The sequence below is a fragment of the Paraburkholderia sp. CNPSo 3281 genome (assembly GCF_024206515.1).
In the GTDB taxonomy this organism is placed as follows: Bacteria; Pseudomonadota; Gammaproteobacteria; order Burkholderiales; family Burkholderiaceae; genus Paraburkholderia; species Paraburkholderia nodosa.
Genome location: NZ_JAMBPS010000025.1, coordinates 1 through 19,774, shown reverse-complemented (window position 1 = coordinate 19,774; position 19,774 = coordinate 1). Strand labels below are relative to the sequence as shown.

18 protein-coding genes and 1 pseudogene are annotated in these 19,774 nt (G+C 63.9%); 13 read left to right on the top strand and 6 right to left on the bottom strand.

Annotation, left to right across the window (positions count from 1 at the left end; genetic code table 11):
* Positions 1-4 precede the first annotated feature (4 nt).
* The 11 genes from urtE (at position 5) to ureG (ending at position 9,338) form a co-directional block, all read left to right on the top strand.
* Positions 5-700 (top strand): urea ABC transporter ATP-binding subunit UrtE, encoded by a 696-nt coding sequence (urtE, locus tag M3I56_RS22855; RefSeq protein ID WP_254355937.1) that lies wholly within the window; start codon positions 5-7, stop codon positions 698-700.
* 530 nt (positions 701-1,230) lie between these two features.
* Positions 1,231-1,659, top strand: a complete 429-nt coding sequence (locus tag M3I56_RS22850) for an antitoxin Xre/MbcA/ParS toxin-binding domain-containing protein (protein WP_069269414.1) — start codon at positions 1,231-1,233, stop codon at positions 1,657-1,659.
* On the top strand, positions 1,659-2,150 hold the full coding sequence (locus tag M3I56_RS22845; protein WP_254355935.1) for an RES family NAD+ phosphorylase: 492 nt from the start codon (positions 1,659-1,661) through the stop codon (positions 2,148-2,150). The genes M3I56_RS22850 and M3I56_RS22845 overlap by 1 nt, the downstream gene beginning before the upstream one ends.
* Positions 2,151-2,760: 610 nt before the next feature.
* The gene (locus tag M3I56_RS22840) at positions 2,761-3,336 is read left to right on the top strand and encodes a GNAT family N-acetyltransferase (protein ID WP_254355934.1); all 576 of its coding nucleotides are present in this window, start codon (positions 2,761-2,763) and stop codon (positions 3,334-3,336) included.
* Between the two features lie 434 nt (positions 3,337-3,770).
* Positions 3,771-4,676: an urease accessory protein UreD gene (locus M3I56_RS22835; protein ID WP_254355932.1), complete on the top strand. Its 906-nt coding sequence runs from the start codon at positions 3,771-3,773 to the stop codon at positions 4,674-4,676.
* Between the two features lie 251 nt (positions 4,677-4,927).
* Positions 4,928-5,230, top strand: a complete 303-nt coding sequence (gene ureA, locus M3I56_RS22830; RefSeq protein WP_254355931.1) for an urease subunit gamma — start codon at positions 4,928-4,930, stop codon at positions 5,228-5,230.
* Between the two features lie 17 nt (positions 5,231-5,247).
* Positions 5,248-5,553: an urease subunit beta gene (locus tag M3I56_RS22825; RefSeq protein WP_028208481.1), complete on the top strand. Its 306-nt coding sequence runs from the start codon at positions 5,248-5,250 to the stop codon at positions 5,551-5,553.
* 42 nt (positions 5,554-5,595) lie between these two features.
* Positions 5,596-7,314 carry an urease subunit alpha gene (gene ureC / locus M3I56_RS22820; protein ID WP_254355930.1) on the top strand — a complete coding sequence of 573 codons (1,719 nt, stop codon included), beginning with the start codon at positions 5,596-5,598 and terminating at the stop codon, positions 7,312-7,314.
* A gap of 9 nt (positions 7,315-7,323) precedes the next feature.
* Positions 7,324-8,004, top strand: coding sequence for an urease accessory protein UreE (ureE, locus tag M3I56_RS22815; RefSeq protein ID WP_254355929.1), 681 nt, complete (start codon positions 7,324-7,326; stop codon positions 8,002-8,004).
* Positions 7,991-8,671, top strand: a complete 681-nt coding sequence (locus M3I56_RS22810) for an urease accessory protein UreF (protein ID WP_254355996.1) — start codon at positions 7,991-7,993, stop codon at positions 8,669-8,671. The genes ureE and M3I56_RS22810 overlap by 14 nt, the downstream gene beginning before the upstream one ends.
* Before the next feature lie 16 nt (positions 8,672-8,687).
* Positions 8,688-9,338, top strand: a complete 651-nt coding sequence (ureG, locus tag M3I56_RS22805) for an urease accessory protein UreG (RefSeq protein ID WP_254355928.1) — start codon at positions 8,688-8,690, stop codon at positions 9,336-9,338.
* A gap of 27 nt (positions 9,339-9,365) precedes the next feature.
* Here ureG and M3I56_RS22800 read toward each other — a convergent pair whose 3' ends face one another.
* The 5 genes from M3I56_RS22800 to M3I56_RS22780 form a co-directional block, all read right to left on the bottom strand.
* The gene (locus M3I56_RS22800; RefSeq protein WP_254355927.1) at positions 9,366-11,369 is read right to left on the bottom strand and encodes an acyltransferase family protein; all 2,004 of its coding nucleotides are present in this window, start codon (positions 11,367-11,369) and stop codon (positions 9,366-9,368) included.
* A 656-nt stretch (positions 11,370-12,025) separates the two neighbouring features.
* A complete protein-coding gene (gene waaA, locus M3I56_RS22795) occupies positions 12,026-13,345 on the bottom strand; it encodes a lipid IV(A) 3-deoxy-D-manno-octulosonic acid transferase (protein ID WP_254355926.1) in 1,320 nt (439 codons plus the stop codon).
* Between the two features lie 85 nt (positions 13,346-13,430).
* The gene (locus M3I56_RS22790; protein WP_254355925.1) at positions 13,431-14,315 is read right to left on the bottom strand and encodes a Kdo hydroxylase family protein; all 885 of its coding nucleotides are present in this window, start codon (positions 14,313-14,315) and stop codon (positions 13,431-13,433) included.
* 254 nt (positions 14,316-14,569) lie between these two features.
* The gene (gene waaC, locus M3I56_RS22785) at positions 14,570-15,565 is read right to left on the bottom strand and encodes a lipopolysaccharide heptosyltransferase I (protein ID WP_254355924.1); all 996 of its coding nucleotides are present in this window, start codon (positions 15,563-15,565) and stop codon (positions 14,570-14,572) included.
* Positions 15,566-15,753: 188 nt separating this feature from the next.
* Positions 15,754-17,148: a phosphomannomutase/phosphoglucomutase gene (locus M3I56_RS22780; RefSeq protein ID WP_254355923.1), complete on the bottom strand. Its 1,395-nt coding sequence runs from the start codon at positions 17,146-17,148 to the stop codon at positions 15,754-15,756.
* A gap of 248 nt (positions 17,149-17,396) precedes the next feature.
* Between M3I56_RS22780 and M3I56_RS22775 the strand changes: the two genes are divergently transcribed.
* Both M3I56_RS22775 and M3I56_RS22770 read left to right on the top strand, forming a co-directional pair.
* On the top strand, positions 17,397-18,659 hold the full coding sequence (locus M3I56_RS22775; RefSeq protein WP_254355922.1) for an oligosaccharide flippase family protein: 1,263 nt from the start codon (positions 17,397-17,399) through the stop codon (positions 18,657-18,659).
* Positions 18,659-19,495, top strand: coding sequence for a glycosyltransferase (locus tag M3I56_RS22770; RefSeq protein WP_254355995.1), 837 nt, complete (start codon positions 18,659-18,661; stop codon positions 19,493-19,495). Before M3I56_RS22775 ends, M3I56_RS22770 begins: the two co-directional genes overlap by 1 nt.
* Before the next feature lie 102 nt (positions 19,496-19,597).
* Here the strand turns inward: M3I56_RS22770 and M3I56_RS22765 are convergent.
* Positions 19,598-19,774, bottom strand: a pseudogene (locus M3I56_RS22765) (IS256 family transposase); the annotation flags it as partial.

Sequence of the window (19,774 nt, the reverse complement as noted above, 5' to 3'; positions counted from 1 at the left end):
AGCCATGCTAACTATCGAATCGCTGAATCAGTACTACGGCGGCAGCCACATCTTGCGCAACGTCTCGATGACGGTGCCCGAGGGTGAACTCACCGTGCTGCTCGGCCGCAACGGCGTGGGCAAGACCACGCTGCTGCGCTGCCTCATGGGCGTCGTGCCGACAAAGAACGGCTCGATCGCGTGGCACGGCGAAGCGCTCACGAAGCTGCCCACGCATGCGCGGGTGGCGCAGGGCCTCGCGTACGTGCCGCAAGGGCGCGACATCTTTCCGCGCCTGAGCGTCGAAGAGAATCTGCTGGTGGGCGCGGCGAGCAAGAAGCGCATGCCGTCAAGCGTGCCCGCGCATATCTACGAACTCTTTCCCGTGCTCAAGGACATGAAGGCGCGGCGCGGCGGCGACCTCTCGGGCGGCCAGCAGCAGCAGCTCGCCATCGGCCGCGCGCTGATGAGCGATCCGCAGTTGCTCATTCTCGATGAGCCTACCGAAGGCATCCAGCCTTCGATCATCCAGGACATCGGCCGTACGCTGCGGCGGCTCGTGGAAGAGAGGCACATGACAGTGCTGCTGGTCGAGCAGTACTACGACTTCGCCAAAGCCATTGCGGACCGATACTGGGTGATGAGCCGCGGCGAAATCGTGGCGGGCGGCGCCGGCGCAAGCATGGATGCGGATGGGGTGCGGGAGTTGATCGCGGTGTGAAGCCTGAGAGCATCGACTTCCCCGTGAGTGAAGACGTCTGTCGTCTAGCCGCCTTAGCGGCCCTCGAAGCTTCAGCCCGGCACCCTTTCCTTGGGACGCAGCTTAAAGCGCAAGATAGATATGACCGCATCGATTGACTGAGGTGCCGGCATCCGCCATTTTACGCACCCACGGAAGTCTGCCGGCAGGGATTTTCCAGACGCTGTCTGGATAATCCCTTCCTCTGGCCACGCGAGATGGAACGCGCGCATGCTGGCCAGATTGGGCCCGTCTCCGCGGCCAGAGCGGTGCGTCAGGCCCGACGAGAAGTGTGATGAGTGCGTGATCTGCGCGCACCTGAGCGCCCTGCCCGCCGACGACGATGTGCCATCCGATCTCCCCGGTACGCAGCGGTCATCCCCCCATTGCCGTTATGCGCGGCGGCGCCGGGCTTGAGCTAGCTGAGATGGAGGCCGGGTAGTCAGCCTTAATCGCGGCGAGCTCAAATGAGCTATAATGGAGGCTCATTTGATTTACGACGGGAGCGCGCCATGCAACTCGTTTCCCCCGAGAAGATCGCTGCAGTCATGGGGCTCAGTCCGGTGCCCCATTCGATCGCCGAACTTGAGGCGCAGGTCGCAGAAGGCCTGCCCAAATCCGCCTTGCGTAACGGCGTCGAACAGATCGCCCTGACCGCGGAGGCAAGGCGCGCGCTCCAGGCACGCATCGTCCCTGAGGCAACCTACAAGCGCCGTCGCGACAGGCTGACACCTGATGAATCGGAGAAGACAGAGCGCCTCGCACGGGTCTACGCGAGCGCGGCCTACGTCTGGGACGATCCGGCGGACGCACGCACCTTCCTTGCCACGCCCCACCCTCTGCTGGAGGGGCGCGTGCCCCTTGAGGTTGCCCTGACCGAGCTGGGTGCGCGCCGCGTGGAAGAACTCCTCTGGAAGCTCTTCTACGGGCTACCGGCCTGATGAGGATTTTCCGCATTGCCGACAGGCGGCATCCGCTATGGAGCGGCACCGGCGCCATGCTCGTTGGCGGTCGATTCAACAGCCCCGGCCGTCCCGTGATCTATGGCGCGCTCACGTTCGCAGGAGCCATGCTCGAGGTACTGGTACACGCACGGATCGGCAAAGTGCCGAAGACACACGTCTGGGTCGAGGCGCAGGTTCCTGATGATCTTCCCGTCGAAAGGTTCACCCCCGGCACACTGCCTGCAGGTTGGGACGGGCCATCCACTGAAATCGCACGTGATTTCGGAAACCGCTGGCTGGAGGAATGCCGCTCCGCGGTCCTGATCGTGCCTTCTGTAGTCGCACGTGCCGAGTCCAACGCGCTGGTAAATCCCGCCCATCCAGACGCTGCGCGGATCGTCGTATCCGAAGCGCTGCCGGTCTTATGGGACGAACGCCTGTTCGTTCTACCTGCAACAGGGAGTCCGGAAAAACCGGAACAGCACTGAACGCGCAGTCACCGTGCGGTCGCAATCTTCCAGACTGGTATCACGTCGGAATTTCACCAGGCAGAGACGAACTGGCCGTTGTCCGACTGGCGTGGGCAACAAAGTAGCGCCGCTGGGAGCGCTTAATGCGTTGCGCCGCATTCCGTGCTACGGCAAACAACGGGGCCTTAGACCTCTGGCGACAAAGCTGCGAATGGCTCGACGAAAAGAATTGGCAGCAAGCGGACTTCTAGCACTCCGACTCCATCACCACACTGCCGTTAGCAGGGACCTGGCAGTATCGTTATGCGCCCTCTGGTTACGACAGGTTACATAGAGTGGTCTTCGTAAAAGATGGCAAGTATCCGCGCTGAGGCGCCGAAAAACTCGTCCGACCTGGCTGCTATGCTTCATTCAGTCGCCCAGTTCTACCGTGTTTTGCGCGCGTAACCCGAAAACGGACGTCTGAATCCCGATTCACAGACCTGCACGCTGCACTCGGATAGCCTCATGATCATGCTGTTGCAAGTCGCGAACTATGACAGTGGTGGGCGCTTCTGTGCGAGTGTCGAAAGCTTGCTGCACTCTGCCGGTCCTTTTTCATCGAAGCTAGTCAACGCGCGACAAACCAATGCTTCCACTTTTTACCGAGGTCGACGTCTCTAACGCAGCCCGGATTCAGCTTCGCCCGATCGAGATGTCCGACGCCCAAAGGATATTCGAAATCTGGTCCGATCGCGAAGTGATGCGCTTTTACGACTTGGCGCCGCTAAACAGTATCGACGATGCCCGGCTGCTTGTCTCAGCTATGCTCAAAGAGCTGGCGGAAGGACTAAGTGTGCGCTGGGCCATCGTATCGAAATGCGGCATGCGTTTCATTGGCTCATGCGGGTTTAGATTCGATTCCAAGTTCTATTCCGCAAGTATTAGCTTCGAATTGGAACGTCATTCATGGCGACAGGGATTGATGCGCGAAGCGCTAAACGCGGCGATTGCACATGCATATGACCACTGGCAAATCAACCGTATCCAGGCGATCACGAACCTCGACAACTACGCCTCGATTGGACTTCTGAGAAGCTTGGGATTTGTGGAAGAAGGTGTGATGCGGCAATGGGGCTACTGGAAAGATGCATTTCACGACGTCCATCTTTTCTCCCGGATCAGGGCCGATCAACGGACAATGCAGACATCACTGCCCGCGTGAGGTGACATGCCGACGGTCGCGCGCTGGCTGTTCCGGTGTAATGCTCACTCTGGCATCTCATTCGTCAGCGATGAGATGGCCGATGACGAGCGCCCGATCGACGATGTCCAGGATCAGCCGGCGAAGTAGGCGTCCAGCGGCCCAGTCCCTGCTGGAGCAGGCGGTAAGCATGAAGGCTGATGTGACGTTCTTCAGCCACGGGGGGACTCGTCATCTCACCAGTGGTTTGTTCGGTCGCAATCGGCACCGAGGCGTACGGTGTGGCCTCGCGCGGGCTCGTGAAACTTGCTGACGGCGGAAAAGGCTATCTGAGCGCTGGCCGCCGGCGCGACAGGCAATCGGATTTGACGCACAGGCCCCCTGGCCCCTGGTCAGCGCTCGCGAGCACGCGTGCTATCCTCCACGCCATTCCCCGCTTTTTCCCCTCGCCACGCATGTCGCTCCACGTCGATCACGCCGCTTTCGCCAACACCACGTTTCGCAGCACCGCTCATCAGGAATGGGCCGCGAAACTCGAACTCGGCTTCGAGTGCCAGGGCGTGCGCACCGCGCTCACGCATCGCCTGCACATGGGGCCGTTGCGCGTGCAACGGCCGCTCTACCCCGAAGGCGACGCGATCTGTCACGCGGTGATCGTGCATCCACCAGCCGGCATCGCAGGCGGCGACCGGCTCGACATCGACGTGAAGGTGGGCGATGGCGCTCACGCCGTGCTCACGACGCCTGGCGCGACCAAGTGGTACAAGTCAAACGGCCGCGTGGCGCGCCAGCGCATCAACGTGCGCGTGGGCGCGGGCGCGAAGCTCGACTGGCTGCCGCAGAACAACCTCGTGTTCGACCACGCCCACGCCGAACTCGAATTCGCGCTCACGCTCAGCGCGGGAGCCACGGCCATCGGCTGGGACGCGACGCAACTAGGCCGCCAGGCCGCGGGCGAACGCTGGTCGGCTGGCATGGTGCGAGCGCTCGCGCGCGTGACGCGCGCTGCGTCGGAAGGCGAAGCCGACGATCAACTGCTCTGGCTCGAACGCGCACTCATCGACGCCCACGACCCGCTGCGCGACGCGCCGCAAGGCCTCGCGGGCTACCCCGCTTTCGGCGTGCTGTGGGCGATCGGCCCCGCGTGCAACGAGGCGCTCGCGCAAGACCTCGCCACTATCCTGCCCTTCGATGACGCGCTGCGCTCGGGCGCGACCTGCATCGCGCCGGGCGTGCTGCTCGTGCGCGTGGTCGGGCGTTCAATGGAACCGCTGCAGAACACGCTCACGCAGTGCTGGACGGCGCTGCGGCCGTTCGTGCATGGCGTGAAGGCCGCGCCGCTGCGCCTGTGGACGACCTGAGCGCACGTTATACGCACCGCAGCGGTGCGCATCGGCGCCTCCACGCACGATAACGCAGCGCAGCAACGCCAACGCGGTGCACAAGCACCTCGCAGTTGGTGCATTCACGCTGTCCCCTTCATTGGCACACACCTTGCTGTGAGCTTGCATCGATTCGTGCGCGCCGCGCGCGAGGCCGCAAGCTGCACGTAACCTCGCTCCCGTAAGCTGGGTCGACAGACTTGCCCCAACCGACCCAATACGATGACGCGATGAAGCTCACGCCACGCGAGAAAGACAAGCTCCTGATCTTCACCGCCGCGCTGCTCGCCGAAAGGCGCCGCGAGCGCGGCCTCAAGCTCAATTACCCGGAGGCCGTCGCCTTCATCAGCGCGGCGCTGATGGAAGCGGCCCGCGACGGCAAGACCGTCGCCGAGGTCATGCACTACGGCACCACCCTGCTCACACGCGGCGACGTGATGGAAGGCGTGCCCGAGATGATCCCCGACATCCAGGTCGAAGCGACCTTCCCCGACGGCACCAAGCTCGTCACCGTCCACCATCCAATCCCCTAAGTCGGGAGGAGCCAGCCATGATCCCCGGCGAAATGCTGATCGACGACGGCGAAATCGAACTCAACGCGGGCCGCGAAACCCTCACCGTGAAGGTGGCCAACACGGGCGACCGCCCCGTGCAGATCGGCTCGCACTTCCACTTCTACGAGGTCAACGCCGCACTCTCGTTCGACCGCGAAGCCGCTCGCGGCTTTCGCCTGAACATTGCGGCGGGCACGGCCGTGCGCTTCGAGCCAGGACAGGAGCGCACCGTGGAACTCGTGGCGCTTGCGGGAGAGCGCGCCGTGTACGGCTTCAACGGCCAGGTGATGGGTCCGCTCTGAGCGCGGACTGGCGTTTTCAGGCGATTTCATCAGGAATCCGACATGACATTGAAGATCGGCCGCCGCGCGTATGCGGAGATGTTCGGCCCCACCACCGGCGACCGCGTGCGTCTCGCCGATACCGAACTCATCATCGAGATCGAGCGCGACTACACCGTCTACGGCGACGAAGTGAAGTTCGGCGGCGGTAAGGTGATCCGCGACGGCATGGGCCAGTCGCAGCGAGCGCACTCGGAAGTTGCGGACACCGTGGTCACGAACGCCGTGATCATCGATCACTGGGGCATCGTGAAGGCCGACATCGGCATCAAGGACGGCCGCGTCTGGAAGATCGGCAAGGCGGGGAACCCCGACGTGCAGCCGGGCGTGACGATTCCCATTGGCGCTGCAACCGAAGTGATCGCGGGCGAAGGCCAGATCGTCACGGCAGGCGGCATCGACACGCATATTCACTTCATCAGCCCGCAGCAGATCGACGAAGCGCTCGCCTCGGGCGTGACGACCATGCTGGGCGGCGGCACCGGCCCGGCCACGGGCACCAACGCCACCACCTGCACGCCGGGCCCGTGGCATTTGGAGCGCATGCTGCAGGCCGCGGACGGCTGGCCGATCAATCTCGGCTTTCTCGGCAAGGGCAACGTGAGCCTGCCGAAGCCTGCCGAAGAACAGATCGCCGCGGGCGCGATCGGCCTGAAGCTGCACGAGGACTGGGGCTCGACGCCCGCCGCCATCGACAACTGCCTGAGCGTGGCGGACGCTACCGATACGCAGGTGGCCATTCACACCGACACGCTCAACGAGTCGGGCTTCGTGGAAGCGACGGTGGCCGCCTTCAAGGGCCGCACGATCCACACGTACCACACCGAAGGCGCGGGCGGCGGCCACGCGCCCGACATCATCAAGGTGTGCGGCGAAGCGAACGTGCTGCCCTCCTCGACGAACCCCACGCGCCCGTACACGATCAACACGCTCGACGAGCATCTCGACATGCTGATGGTGTGCCATCACCTCGACCCGTCGATTGCCGAAGATATTGCGTTTGCCGAGTCGCGCATCCGCCGCGAGACGATCGCCGCCGAGGACATCCTCCATGATCTCGGCGCGCTATCGATGCTCTCTTCGGATTCCCAGGCGATGGGCCGCGTGGGCGAGGTCATCATCCGCACGTGGCAGACCGCTCACAAGATGAAGGTGCAGCGCGGCGCCCTGCCCGAGGACGGGGGTGCCAAGAGCGCGCGCCACGACAACTTCCGCGTGAAGCGCTATGTGGCGAAGTACACGATCAATCCGGCGCTCACGCACGGCATCGCGCACGAAGTGGGATCGCTCGAGCCGGGAAAATGGGCCGACCTGGTGTTCTGGGAGCCGGCGTTCTTCGGCATCAAGCCTTCGCTCATCCTCAAGGGCGGCATGATCGCGCTCGCGCAGATGGGCGACCCGAACGCCTCGATTCCGACGCCCCAGCCCGTGCATTACCGCGAGATGTTCGCCACGCGCGGGCGGGCGCTCGCGCAAACCTCGCTCACCTTCGTTTCGCAGCTCTCGCTCGACAAACGCATGCCCGAGCGTTACGGCCTGCAAAAGCGCGTGGTCGCGGTACACAACTGCCGCAGCGTGACGAAGGCCGACATGATTCACAATGCCTGGCAGCCCACGATCAGCGTCGATCCCGAAACGTACCAGGTCGTCGCCGACGGGCAGTTGCTCACCTGCGAGCCCGCCACGGTGCTGCCGATGGCACAGCGTTACTTCCTGTTCTAAAGTTTAGCCATGCGCACGATCGACAAACGACTCAATGCGAAGCTCGCGCCCGTTCTTGTGAAGCGGGCGCCCACGCTCACGCTGCCCTACGACGCGCGCTGCAAGAGCCGCCTGGCGGCCACGCTCGACACGGGCGAGGAAGTGGGCGTGGTGCTGCCGCGCGGCACGGTGCTGGGCGACGGCGACCTGCTCGTGGCCGATGACGGCGGCCTCGTGCGTGTGATCGCGGCGGCCGAGTGCGTGTTGCGTGTACGCGCGCCCGACCGCCTCACGCTCACGCGCGCCGCGTATCACCTCGGCAATCGCCACACGCCGGTGGAAGTGGGCGCGGACGAACTCAGGCTCGAAGCGGACCCCGTGCTCGAAGACATGCTCAAGCGCCTGGGCGCGCAGGTGGAGCGCGTGGAGTTGCCGTTCCAGCCGGAATCGGGCGCATACGGCGGCGGTCACCGCCACGGCCACGACGAAACCTTCGCCGACGACTACGCGCTCGCGCAACGCGTGTACGAGGAGCACGACGTGCACCACGGTCACGCGCATTCGCACGACCACGTCCACGCGCACGACCCTGCGCACGGTCATTCGCACAATCACGCTCATGGCGAAGATCAAGCGCATGACCACGACTGCGGACACGATCACGGTCACTGCGACGGCCACGCGCACGACCACAGCCATGAACACCGCTGAGCTCACCGCCCTGCTGCATCTCGCGTCGCCGGCGCTGCCCATCGGCGCGTTCAGCTACTCGCAGGGACTCGAAGCCGCAATCGATGCGCAACTCGTCACGAACGCCGACGACGCCGCGCGCTGGATAGCGGGCGGCCTCGCGAACGTGCTCGCCTGCGGCGAGCTACCTTTTGTGGCGCACCAGATGGGACGCTGGCGCACGCACGACGCGCGCGCGCTGATCGTGGCGAACGAGGAATTCGTCGCGAGCCGCGAATCGGCGGAATTGCGGCGCGAAACCGCGCAGATGGGCTGGTCGCTGCGCCAGCTCTGCACGCAGCTCGAATGGGGCGACGCCGAACGGCGCGCCACGCTGGAGCGCATGACGCCCATTGCGCAACCCACGGCCTTCGCCTTCGCCGCGTGGGCCCACGAGGCCGCGCCAGACGCCGCGCTCGCCGCCTACGCGTTCAGCTGGATCGAGAACCAGACGGCCGCCGCGCTCAAGGCGGTGCCGCTCGGCCAGCTTGCGGGCCAGCGCATCATCGTCGCGCTGCGGCCCGAAATCGAAAAAGCCGTGGCACGCGCGCTCGCCACGCCCCCCGACGCGCTCAACACCTTCGCGCCGCAGCTCGGCGTGCTTTCTGCGCGCCACGAATCGCAGTACTCGCGGCTCTTCCGCTCCTGAAACACACACACGAACCATGATTTCGCACGCACCCAGCAAACGAACGAAGAAACTGCCGCCGCTGCGCGTCGGCGTGGGCGGACCGGTCGGCTCTGGCAAGACGACCTTGCTCGAAATGCTCTGCAAGGCCATGCGCGAGCGCTACGACCTCGTCGCCATCACCAACGACATCTACACGAAGGAAGACCAGCGCCTGCTGACCGTGGCGGGCGCCCTGCCCGCCGAGCGCATCATGGGCGTGGAAACGGGCGGCTGCCCGCACACGGCGATCCGCGAAGACGCTTCGATCAACCTCGAAGCCGTCGACCAGATGCTCACGCGCTTTCCCGACGCCGACATCGTCTTCATCGAATCGGGCGGAGACAATCTCGCGGCCACCTTCAGCCCCGAGCTTTCGGATCTCACGATCTACGTGATCGACGTGGCGGGCGGCGAGAAGATCCCGCGCAAGGGCGGCCCTGGCATCACGAAGTCGGACCTGCTCGTCATCAACAAGACCGACCTCGCGCCGTTCGTAGGCGCGAACCTCGACATCATGGCCTCCGACGCGAAAAAGATGCGCGGCGAGCGGCCCTTCGTGATGTGCAATCTGAAGGCGCTCGAGGGGCTTGGTGAAGTGATCGCGTTCATCGAAAAGCGGGGCCTCCTGGTCACCGATAACGCTTGAACACATCGACGTAACACCACCGGTCTTTCAGATTGACGGATCGATGTAGTCGGCGTTTTTCACGATCCAGTCCGGGTTCAGGTGTGATCTGTCCTCATAGAGGGCCGACCATTTTCCCGTCACGCGGATGCACGCTTCGTCCACACAGAGGCGTGCGTCGGGGTCGATGATCGAGGCATGATCGCGCTCAGCAAGCGCGATCAGCTCCTTGCGAACGCTTTGTTGCAGGCCATCGATTTTCACCCGTTGCTCAGCCTGGCGTGGGTCGAAACGACCGATTCTCGATAAAAATACATGTGGGTCGAACGGGTCACCTATCGGATTGTCGAGCAGCACGTAGACCTTCTTGTTCTGCGCCTGCAGTTCCCTGACTTCCCGATCAAGCTCGGCGAATGCGGCCGCTCGTCCTTCTGGCGTGGCCAGACTCAACTCCTTTTGACCGCTGGCCAGGTAATAGCCCGCGGCGTTGAAGTAGTAACTCCAGTAACCGCCGATCACAACCGTTGTTATTCGGCTGTTCGCGGCCTTCGCCAGCGCCTCGCGCCGGACCGACCAGCATTCTGAATCGACCGGTAAATCATGATCGAAAACGTGCGCAATGGGAGGGCAAGCCGCAGCAACAGCAAAGATGGCGCCGTTTTTTGAAGAATCGCGCTCCTCATCCGCGTACACTCGTTCAGCATACTGGGCGACATGCGAATCCCCGAGAAAAAGCGTCGTAGTCTTCCGGTCTTCGTGCAACGCATAGATGCCGTCCCGAGCCTCGCCATCTGGACTTCTTAGCGCGAGGAAGTGCCACCCGGTCCGCGTTGCCACGTTGACGGCGTCGAAGCGGGGACTGATGAGCGCGTCCTTGATCGCCACGCCGCTAACCATGATCAGCACGAGGCCGAGAACGAGCAGAAGCGCCGTTCGATTCGCAGAGCGATGCCAGCGAATCTTCTTCTCGACATAGCGGTGCGTGAGCCAGGCGAGCAAGACTGAAAGCAATACCACGGCAATCTTCGTGGGGTGACCATTGTCCGGCCAGACGAGATGTGCGAAAGACAACAACGGCCAATGCCAGAGATAAAGCGGGTAGCTAATCATCCCGCAAGTCACGAAGGGGCGACTCGAGAGAATAGTGCGATTGATCCACGCGCCTGAACCCGCTGCGATGACGAGGAATGTGCCCATCGTCGGCAACAATGCCCAAAATCCTGGAAAAGGCCGCTCGTGATTGATCAGCAAAAATCCTGACAGCAGGAGGCCCGCTCCCGTTGCACAGAGCAGATTGGCGTATCGGCCGACCAGATCCGGACGATACAAAGCGATATAGGCAAGCGAGCCGCCAACCATGAGTTCCCAGAAGCGGGAAAGGGGCGAGTAGAAGGCGGCAACGGGGTCCCGCCAGGCAAGCCATACGCTAAAGGCGAAGGACGTCGCGAGGATCACCCCATTGACGACCGTGAATCGCCAGCGATGCGTCCACGCATAGCTCAATAGCAGGGGCCAGAATATGTAGTATTGCTCTTCGACCGCAAGGCTCCAGAGATGCAACAACGGTTTAGCCTCATGACCGCTATCGAAGTAGCCGCTCTCGCTCCACAAGACAAAATTCTGGACGAAGGAAGTCCCACCGACGATGTGCTTCCCGAGTTGCGGGTACTCGTCTCGCAGAAGCACGAACCATCCGGCAACCGCGCAAAAGAACAATACAAGAAGAAGTGCTGGGAAAATCCGGCGGATGCGCTTGCCGTAAAAATCTGCAATACTAAATTTGTCGCGCTCGAGATTGGTAAGAATGATGGTGGTAATGAGGTATCCGGATATGACAAAAAAAACATCGACTCCGATAAATCCGCCTGCCATCCGGCTTGGGAACGCATGAAACAGAATCACTGCCATAACCGCGATCGCTCGCAGGCCGTCGACGTGGGGGCGATATTCATGCGTCGCTACGCTGCGGGTCGCGACTCGATCCGGCGGACTGTCGAGAATTGCCGTCGCGGACGGAACCGGTAGCACTTGCGGAGTAATCGTCGGTGGCATGAACTGGCCTTCGATGGCTGCATATGGGCGAAGCGGACGCCCGCGATACCGATATTCAGCGATGCGTTCCTTACGCGGACGTGGCGCGAACGCAGATCAGCCACGTGAACCCAGTACACCCGCGCTCAGGCTTGAGCGTATGTGCGCGTACGTACGCATCGCTGCGCGTGAAGATACGCAATGACCCAATCCTTTCATGCGTCTATAAGTCACCCTTCACATGCCTATAAATTGCCATTCATGTATCCGTACGAGACCCTTTCAAAAGACAGACTTTCAAATAACAAACGAAACACATCAAGGTGAAAAAGACACCGATTTTTCCGGTGTCAGGCCTGCAGGATCTACGTTGCCAGTGGCGCTTTCCCATGGACTCGCACTTTGTATTCTCGCTGCCATGCTCGTCGTCAACCAACGATCCGTGGATGATAGTTAGTTTTACTACATTAATTTTGGCGAGAATATAGCAACCCAAAGATTCGTAGCGGTCAGATATGGCGAATGTAGAAAATCATGGCAGCGATCGACGTCTACCCTGCTTCGTGCAACGGTCCTGTGCGGACGTTTTGACAGGCGCCCGCGAAGAACAAACAACACTTTTCAGCGGTGCCCATGTTGTCGCTGAGCGACTTGCGCATGCGCTACCGCGCACGAATTCATACATCGGAGACGAGCGCCTGCACAACATCCACCGTACGCCCTGTCGCGCCGCGGTGGCGCGAGGCGAATGCCGCTGCGGCCGCGCCCATGGCGACCCGGCGCGGCTTGTCGTTGAAGAGTTCGCGCAAGGCGCGCGCGAGATCGGCGGGGTCCTGCACCTGCAGGGCGGCGCCCGCTGCCGTGGCGTCGGCGGTAGCCTGCGTGAAGTTAAATACGTGCGGCCCGATCAGCACCGGCACACCCACGGCGCACGCTTCGATCAGATTCTGCCCGCCAAGCGGCAAGAGACTGCCGCCGATGAATGCGAGGTCGGCGGCAGCGTAGTACGCGCCCATCTCCCCCATCGAATCGCCGAGCAGTACGCTCACGTCCTGCGGCAACACGCGCACGCCCGCGTGCGCGGAAGCCGCAGCAGCGGCAGCCGGCGCCCAACGCGAGCGCCGCTCAAGCTTGAAGTTCTTGCGCTCCACGAGCGCGGCCACTTCGTCGAAACGCTGCGGATGGCGCGGCACGAGGATCAGCAGCACGTCCGGCACCGCATTGGATTGAGTAAGTGCCGCGAAGGCCTGCAGCACGAGTTCCTCTTCGCCTTCGCGCGTGCTCGCTGCCACCCACACCGGCCGCTCGCCGATCGCGTGCCGCCATTCGCGGCCCCGCGCAATCAGCGCCGGCGGGCTCGCCATGTCGAACTTGAGGTTGCCGAGCACCGCCACATTGCGCGCGCCGAGCGCGGTGAGGCGCTCCGCGTCAGAGGGACTTTGCGCGAGCACGCGCGTGAAGCCGCCGAACACCTCGCGCGCGCCCGCGCCGAACTTCGCCGCACGCTTGAACGAGCGCGCCGACATGCGCGCGTTGGTGAGCACGAGCGGCACGTCCGCGTGCTTGCATTCGTCGATGAGCGTGGGCCACACCTCGGTTTCCATCACGAGACCGACCGACGGCCGCCATGCGTGCAGGAAGCGCCGCACCGCGTGCGGCATGTCGTACGGCAGGTAGCAGCGCAGCACGCGATTGCCAAAGAGCTGCTCGCCGGTGGCTCGGCCGCCCGGCGTCATGTGCGTGAGCAGGATGCGCGCATCAGGACGCGCCGCCAGCAGCGCGTCGACGAGCGGCTGCGCCGCGCGGGTCTCGCCCACCGAGACGGCATGCACCCAGATGAGCGGCGCGTCGTCCTCGGGCAGGCGCCCGGCGCTATAGCCAAATCGCTCGCCGATATGCTCGCGATAGCCGCGCTCGCGGCGCGAGCGGATGAATAGCCGCAGCACCGCGAGCGGTGCAATGAGCCACCAGGCCGCGCGATAGATCGCTCTCAGCATCGGGCCTCCGCGACGGCCAGGGTCATGCGAAACGCCGCGGCCGCGCGGCAGGTAGCGGGGATCGGCGGGCTCATCGCGCGTGGATTCAAACCAGTTCCTTGCCCTTGAGGCGTTCGAGAATGCCGAGCGGCGCCCATTCGGGATGCACCATCTCCTTCACCGGCAGGAAAAAGGTCTGCTCCATCATGAACTGACCGGACATCACAGCGTGCGAGGTGTGATCGGAGAAGCACACCCACACGCTGCCCGGCGGAAAGCCGATGGTCTCCTGCGGGCTCGACTTCTGATAGCCAAGATCGGCCTTCATGCCGTCATGAAGGTTCAGCATCAGATGGTCGTACTCGCTGCGCGGCGACTTCGTGATGTGCAGCAGATTCTGCAGCCACGCCGACCCCGGAAACTGCGGCTTGATGTTGGGCAGGAAGCGCCTGGCCATGTCCTCGAACGGCTCGCCCACGCGCCACACGCGCGGCACGCCGTTCGGGTTGACGTTGGTGAACACGCGTAAGATGCGCTCGCCGTAGTTCGGGCGCGAGGGAAACGCATCCACGTGCAGACGCGAATCGTCCTTGCGCCACGAGCTCTGGCGCGTTTCCACCTGATGCAGGCGCAGGCTCGTGGGCGCCACGCGCAGCTTGCCGGTGTACTCGGGAAAGAGGCCGTCCACCAGCGTGCGCGCGCACGTCTGGTAGCGCGCGATCAACGCGCGCACAGCCGACTGCGTAACGGTGTCGCCGAGCACGCCGTGCAGCGCGCCGCCGTTCGGGTCGAGGCTGATGTTCTTGCGCTTGGGGTCGGCGATCGCGGGGTCGAGCAGCGCGCGCTCCCCGCCTTCGATCGCAAAGGCCAGGTTCGGAAAATACAGCACCTTGCCCTGCTCGACGGCGTCGAGCAGCGTCTCGCGCGGTTGCGAGAGCTGCCGGCCTTGCCAATCGGCGGAAGTGATTTCGATGATCTGGGATTCGTTCATTGTCGCCCCTGGAAGCGATGGATCTGATTGCCTGCCGGTGTGGCGCGCTGCGAGCGTGGTGTGCCTTGTTGCACGCCCTGTTGCCCGCTCTATTGCCGTCATGCGCGGCCCTTGCCGGCCAGGCCCTGACACGCGCTTGTGCACGTTTGTGCACCGTCGTGCGTGCCGATTCTTATACCCGCGGCCTCAGTGGACCGCCTTGACGCGCCGCAGCCCCTCAGTTTGCCAGGCGCCCGCGCCGCGGCGGTGCGGCGCTACAGCAGCCCGAAGCCCGCCAGCACGTCCTTCACCTGCGCGAGCGTTGGCGGCTGGCCGGCCGTGCCCAGATTGACGACGCTCGGCGACCAGTAGCCGCCCGTGCGCCAGGCGGTCGCGAAATTGTACAACTCGACGGTCGGCCGCTTCAGCGCCGCCGCGATGTGCACGAGGCCCGTGTCCACGCCCACCGTGGCCGCCGCGCCGTCGATGAGGCCCACCACGGCAGGCAGCGAGAGCTTCGGCGGCACGATCGCCGCCTCGCCGAATTCGCGCGCGAGGCGCTCGCTCGTGGCCCGCTCGGCCTCGCTACCCCAGGGCAGCACGAGCGACGCGCCGCGCCGCACGAGCGCCTGTCCCAGCTCGATCCAGTGCTGGTCGGGCCACTGCTTGTCGGCGCGCGACGTGGCGTGCACGAACACCACATAGGGTACCGGGAGGTTAAGCCCGACGCCCGCGAGCGTCTGCGCGGCGCGATAGGTGTCGAGGCCGAACTCGATGTCGTCAGTGGGCGACGGCGGCGCGAGATCGAGCGCGCCGGCAACCAGTTTGCGCGTGCGCTCGACCACGTGGGTGCGCGGCTCGATGCGGATCGAGCGGTCGTAGAAGAAGCGCACGGGCCATTCGTAGCCCGCGCCATCGGTGCGATTGCCGAGGCCGACGAGCGGCCCGCGCGCCCAGCTTGCGACCCAGGCGGTCTTGATGAGCCCCTGGCAGTCGATCACGAGGTCGTACTTTTCGGCTGCGAGCGCGCGCCGGAGCGCGCCGATCTCGCGCCAGTTGGCGCCCGATAAGAGGCCCTTGCGCCAGCGGCGCAGCGAAAACGGAATCGCGCGGCGCACGCCCTCCACGAGCTCGACGAGCGACTGGAAGCTCTCTTCGACGAGCCAGTCGATCTGCGCGTCGGGGTACCGTCGCCGGATATCGGCAATGGCGGGCATGTTATGGACGACGTCGCCAAGCGACGACACGCGCACGATGAGGATCTTTTGCACGCTCAGGGCTCTTGGGCCGGACAGATTAAAAAGGTGGGCAATTTTAGCGCGCCGCACGCAAATGCAAAGAAAAACCGGGGAAATGCGCGGAAAGGAATGCAAACGGCGCCGCGCCGTTTCTGGCGGGGCGCCGTTGGGCGCGTCATGTGGCCGCAAGGAGCCGCAAGGGGCGTGGTGGCCCCCGGGGCTTAGAACGGCAGCTTCGCGTCCGGTTTCTCGGCGAGAATCACGCGCTTGAAATCGGCCTGGATGCGCGCGAGCGCGGCATCGTTGTCGGCCTCGAAGCGCATCACGACCACGGGCGTGGTGTTCGACGAGCGGGCGAGGCCAAAGCCGTCCGGATATTCCACGCGCAGGCCGTCGATGGTGATGACCTCGTCCTCGCCGGTGAACTTCGCGTTCTTCTGCAGCTTCGCGATCAGCTCGAAGTTCTCGCCTTCCTCGAGCTTGAGTTGCAGTTCGGGCGTAGCGTGCGAATTCGGCAGATCGTTGAGCAGCTTGCTCGGGTCGGCCACGCGCGAGAGGATTTCGAGCAGTCGCGCGCCCGTGTACAGGCCGTCGTCGAAGCCGTACCAGCGATCCTTGAAGAACACGTGGCCGCTCATTTCACCCGCAAGCGGCGCGCCGGTTTCGCGCAGCTTCGCCTTCACGAGCGAGTGGCCCGTCTTCCACATGAGCGGCTCGCCGCCCTTTTCCTTCACCCACTTCGCGAGATTGCGCGTGCACTTCACGTCGTAGATGATCTGCTTGCCCGGATTGCGCGAGAGCACTTCCTCGGCGAACAGCATGAGCTGGCGATCGGGGTAGATGATCTGGCCGTCCTTGGTCACGACGCCCAGACGGTCGCCGTCGCCGTCGAACGCGAAGCCGATCTCCGCATCCGTTTCCTTCAGCGCCCGGATCACGTCCTGCAGATTCTCGGGGTGCGCCGGGTCCGGATGGTGGTTCGGGAAGGTGCCGTCCACCTCCGTGAAAAGCTCGACCAGCTCGCAGCCCATCGCCTTGAAAAGACGCGGCGCCAGGTCGCCCGCCACGCCGTTGCCGGTGTCGACGACGATCTTCAGCGGACGCGCGAGCTTCACGTCGCTCAAAATGCGATCGACGTAGGCATCGGCGATGTCGTACTTCGTGTAGCTGCCCTCGCCCGCGTCGAAACGGTCCGCGACGATGCGGTCGTAAAGCGCGAGGATCTGGTCGCCATAAATGGCCTTGCCGCGCAGGACCATCTTGAAGCCGTTGTAGTCGGGCGGATTGTGGCTGCCCGTCACGACGATGCAGGAGTCCACGTTGCGCTCGCCGCCCACGAGCTTAAGCGGCACGCTCGCAGCGAAGTAACCCACGGGCGTGGGCACCATGCCGACGTCGACCACGTCCACGCCGGCTTCGCACAGGCCGTCGGCCAGCGCACGCGAGAGATCCGGACCCGAGAGCCGGCCGTCGCGCGCGATCACCACGGCGTCGCCGCCCTGCGCACGCACTTCGCTGCCGAACGCGCGGCCGATGGCGCGCGCGGTGTCGGTGTCGAGCGTCTTGCCGATCACGCCGCGAATGTCATATGCCTTGAAAATCGATTTCGAAATCATGTTAGGGCTCACGTCCTGATGGGGATTCGGGTCTATTCGTAACACGGACAGGCGACTGTAAGCCTCTGGCGTTACGAAAAGTGGGATCCGTTACAAACTATAATTGCCGTTTTTCGGCAGTGGTATGCACCCATTTTAATGCTTCGCCGTTTCCTTTTATTGCCAAAATATTCGTCAAAAATGGCGGAGAGATTGCGCATGCCGCGTGCCTGCCCCTTTTTTTGCGCCTCCCGCCGCAGCGAGGCGCGATGCTGAGCCTCAAGCGCTTTGGCAATCCCGACGTCGCCCGTGCGTTTGCGAACATCGTGTGGCTCGGTCTCGAGCGCGTCACGCAGATCGCGGTGGCCATCGTCATCAGCGGCGTGCTCGCGCGCTATTTCGGCCCTGACGTATTCGGCAAGTGGCAATACGCCAACACGCTGCTGCTCGTGCTCGCGCCCGTGACGTGGGTGTGCGGCGCCGAGATTCTCGTGCCCACCATCGTCAACCGGCCGCCGGAGCAGCTGGGCACCGTGCTCGGCAGCGCGTTCGCGCTGCGCTTCGGCGTGTCGGCGGTGGCGCTGCTTCTCACGTGGGCCGGCATTGCGCTCGGCGTGACCGATCCGATGGTCGGCGCCATGCTCGCCGGGCTCGCCGTGACGATGCTGTTTCGCGAGCCGTTCGTGGGCGTGATCAACGCCTGGCTGCAGAGCATGACGTACAGCAAGCCGCAATTGCTCTCGAGCATGACGACGGCCGTGATCAAGGCGCTTCTCGTGTACCTGCTTGCACGCGCGGCGTTCGCGCCCGCCACCTTCGGCTGGCTCTGGGCGCTGGAATCGGCGGCGATTGGCGCCGCGCTCGTGCTCTACTTCCGGCGCCGCCACGGCGGCAAGCTCGACTGGCACGTGGACCGCTCGCTCTTCAAGCATTTCGCGAGCGCGGGCACGGTGTTCTGGCTCGGGCTCATTTGCATGTACCTGTTCCTGAAGCTCGATCGCCTGATGCTCGAGCGCACGATCTCGTTCGCCGATCTCGGCCGCTACTCCGCCGCGCAGCAGCTCAACGAGAACTGGATCACGCTTGCGCTCATGCTCTCGCAGACGATCGCGCCCGCCTTCGTCTACCGCGTGCAGCAGACCGCGCAACTGCGCCGCAATCTCGTGCGCCTCTTCGCGATGACGGCCGTGCTGATGGTGGCGGGCGCGCTCGTGCTCGACGCGCTCGCGGGCTTTATCATCGGCCGCGTGTTCGGGCCGGACTACGAAGGCGCAATCGGCATCTTCCGCTGGGCCGTGTGGCTTTCGGTGCCGGCAGGGCTCGAAGCCATCGGCAACCTCGTCGTGCTCAAATATCAGGCGAAATTCGTGCTGCTCGCGAAATGGCTGCTTGCGCTCGCGGTGGCCTTCGCCGTGAATCTCGTCGCGATACCGCGACTCGGCTCGTATGGCGCGCTGTGCGGCCTCGCGGCAGGCTATCTCGCGGCGGCCAGCGTGAACCTTTACTACATCCGCTTCAAACTCGCTTCATGATGAATTCCGCCGCGCTTCCTTTGCGCGATGCACGCGAGGGCGTGCTTGCCGACGTCGCCGTTCTTATGCCCGCATACAACGGCCAGGACGATGTCGCGCGCACGCTCGCTTCGTTCGATGAGGACGCAACGATCTATGCGCTCGTCGTCGATGACGGCAGCACGCCGCCCATCGTCGCGCCCGAGGTGCCCGGCATGTGCGTGGAAGTGCTGCGCATGGCAAAGAACGGCGGCATCGAGCGCGCCTTGCAAGCGGGTGTCGAGGCGCTCGCGGCGCGCGGTTTTCGCTACGCGGCGCGTATCGATGCGGGCGATCTCGCCGCGCCTCAGCGCCTCGCGAAACAGCGCGCGCGCATGGAAGCGGAGCCCACGCTCGCGGCGCTCGGCACATGGACCCAGGTGGTCAATCGCGCGGGGGAACCGCTTTTCATGCTGCGTCCGAGCAGCGACGCGCGCGCGCTGAGGCGCTCGCGCCTCTTGCGCTCGCCGCTCGTGCATCCCTCGGTGATGCTGCGTGTCGACGCCGTGCTCGCGGTGGGCAACTATCGCGTGCAGTATCCGGCCGCTGAGGATCTCGACCTGTTTCTGCGATTGATGGAGCGCTATGAGTGCGCGAATCTGCCGGAACTTGGGCTGTACTATGAGCTGAATGAAGGCGGTATTAGCGCGACGAAGCGGCGGAGGCAGATCGTATCGACGTTACGCCTGCAACTGCGTTATCTGAACGTGCTGAACTGGCGCGACTGGGCGGGCGTGGCGAAGAGCCTGCTTCACTTCGTGACTCCGTACCGCACCTTGCAGAAGATGAAGCGCGCGCTGTTTGCCCAAGGCACGTAGCAAGGCACCACAGCGGCGATTCTGCTGTTCGTTGGGAAGTGTCTGAATTTTTGTGTGCAAGGCAGATAAAAACCTGCCGTCTGGCAGGTCATCAATTGCATTCTACAAATGATTCCTGGTGAAGCGATCCTCGTAGAGGATCGCGAACTGGTTCATCGCGGCTTTCCAGTCATGTGCGGCACGGCTCCAGTCAGCCGTGATATTGCGCAAGGCCAGCCACAGCAGTTTGGTCGCGGCCTCGTCCGTGGGGAAGTGCCCACGCGTCTTGACGATCTTGCG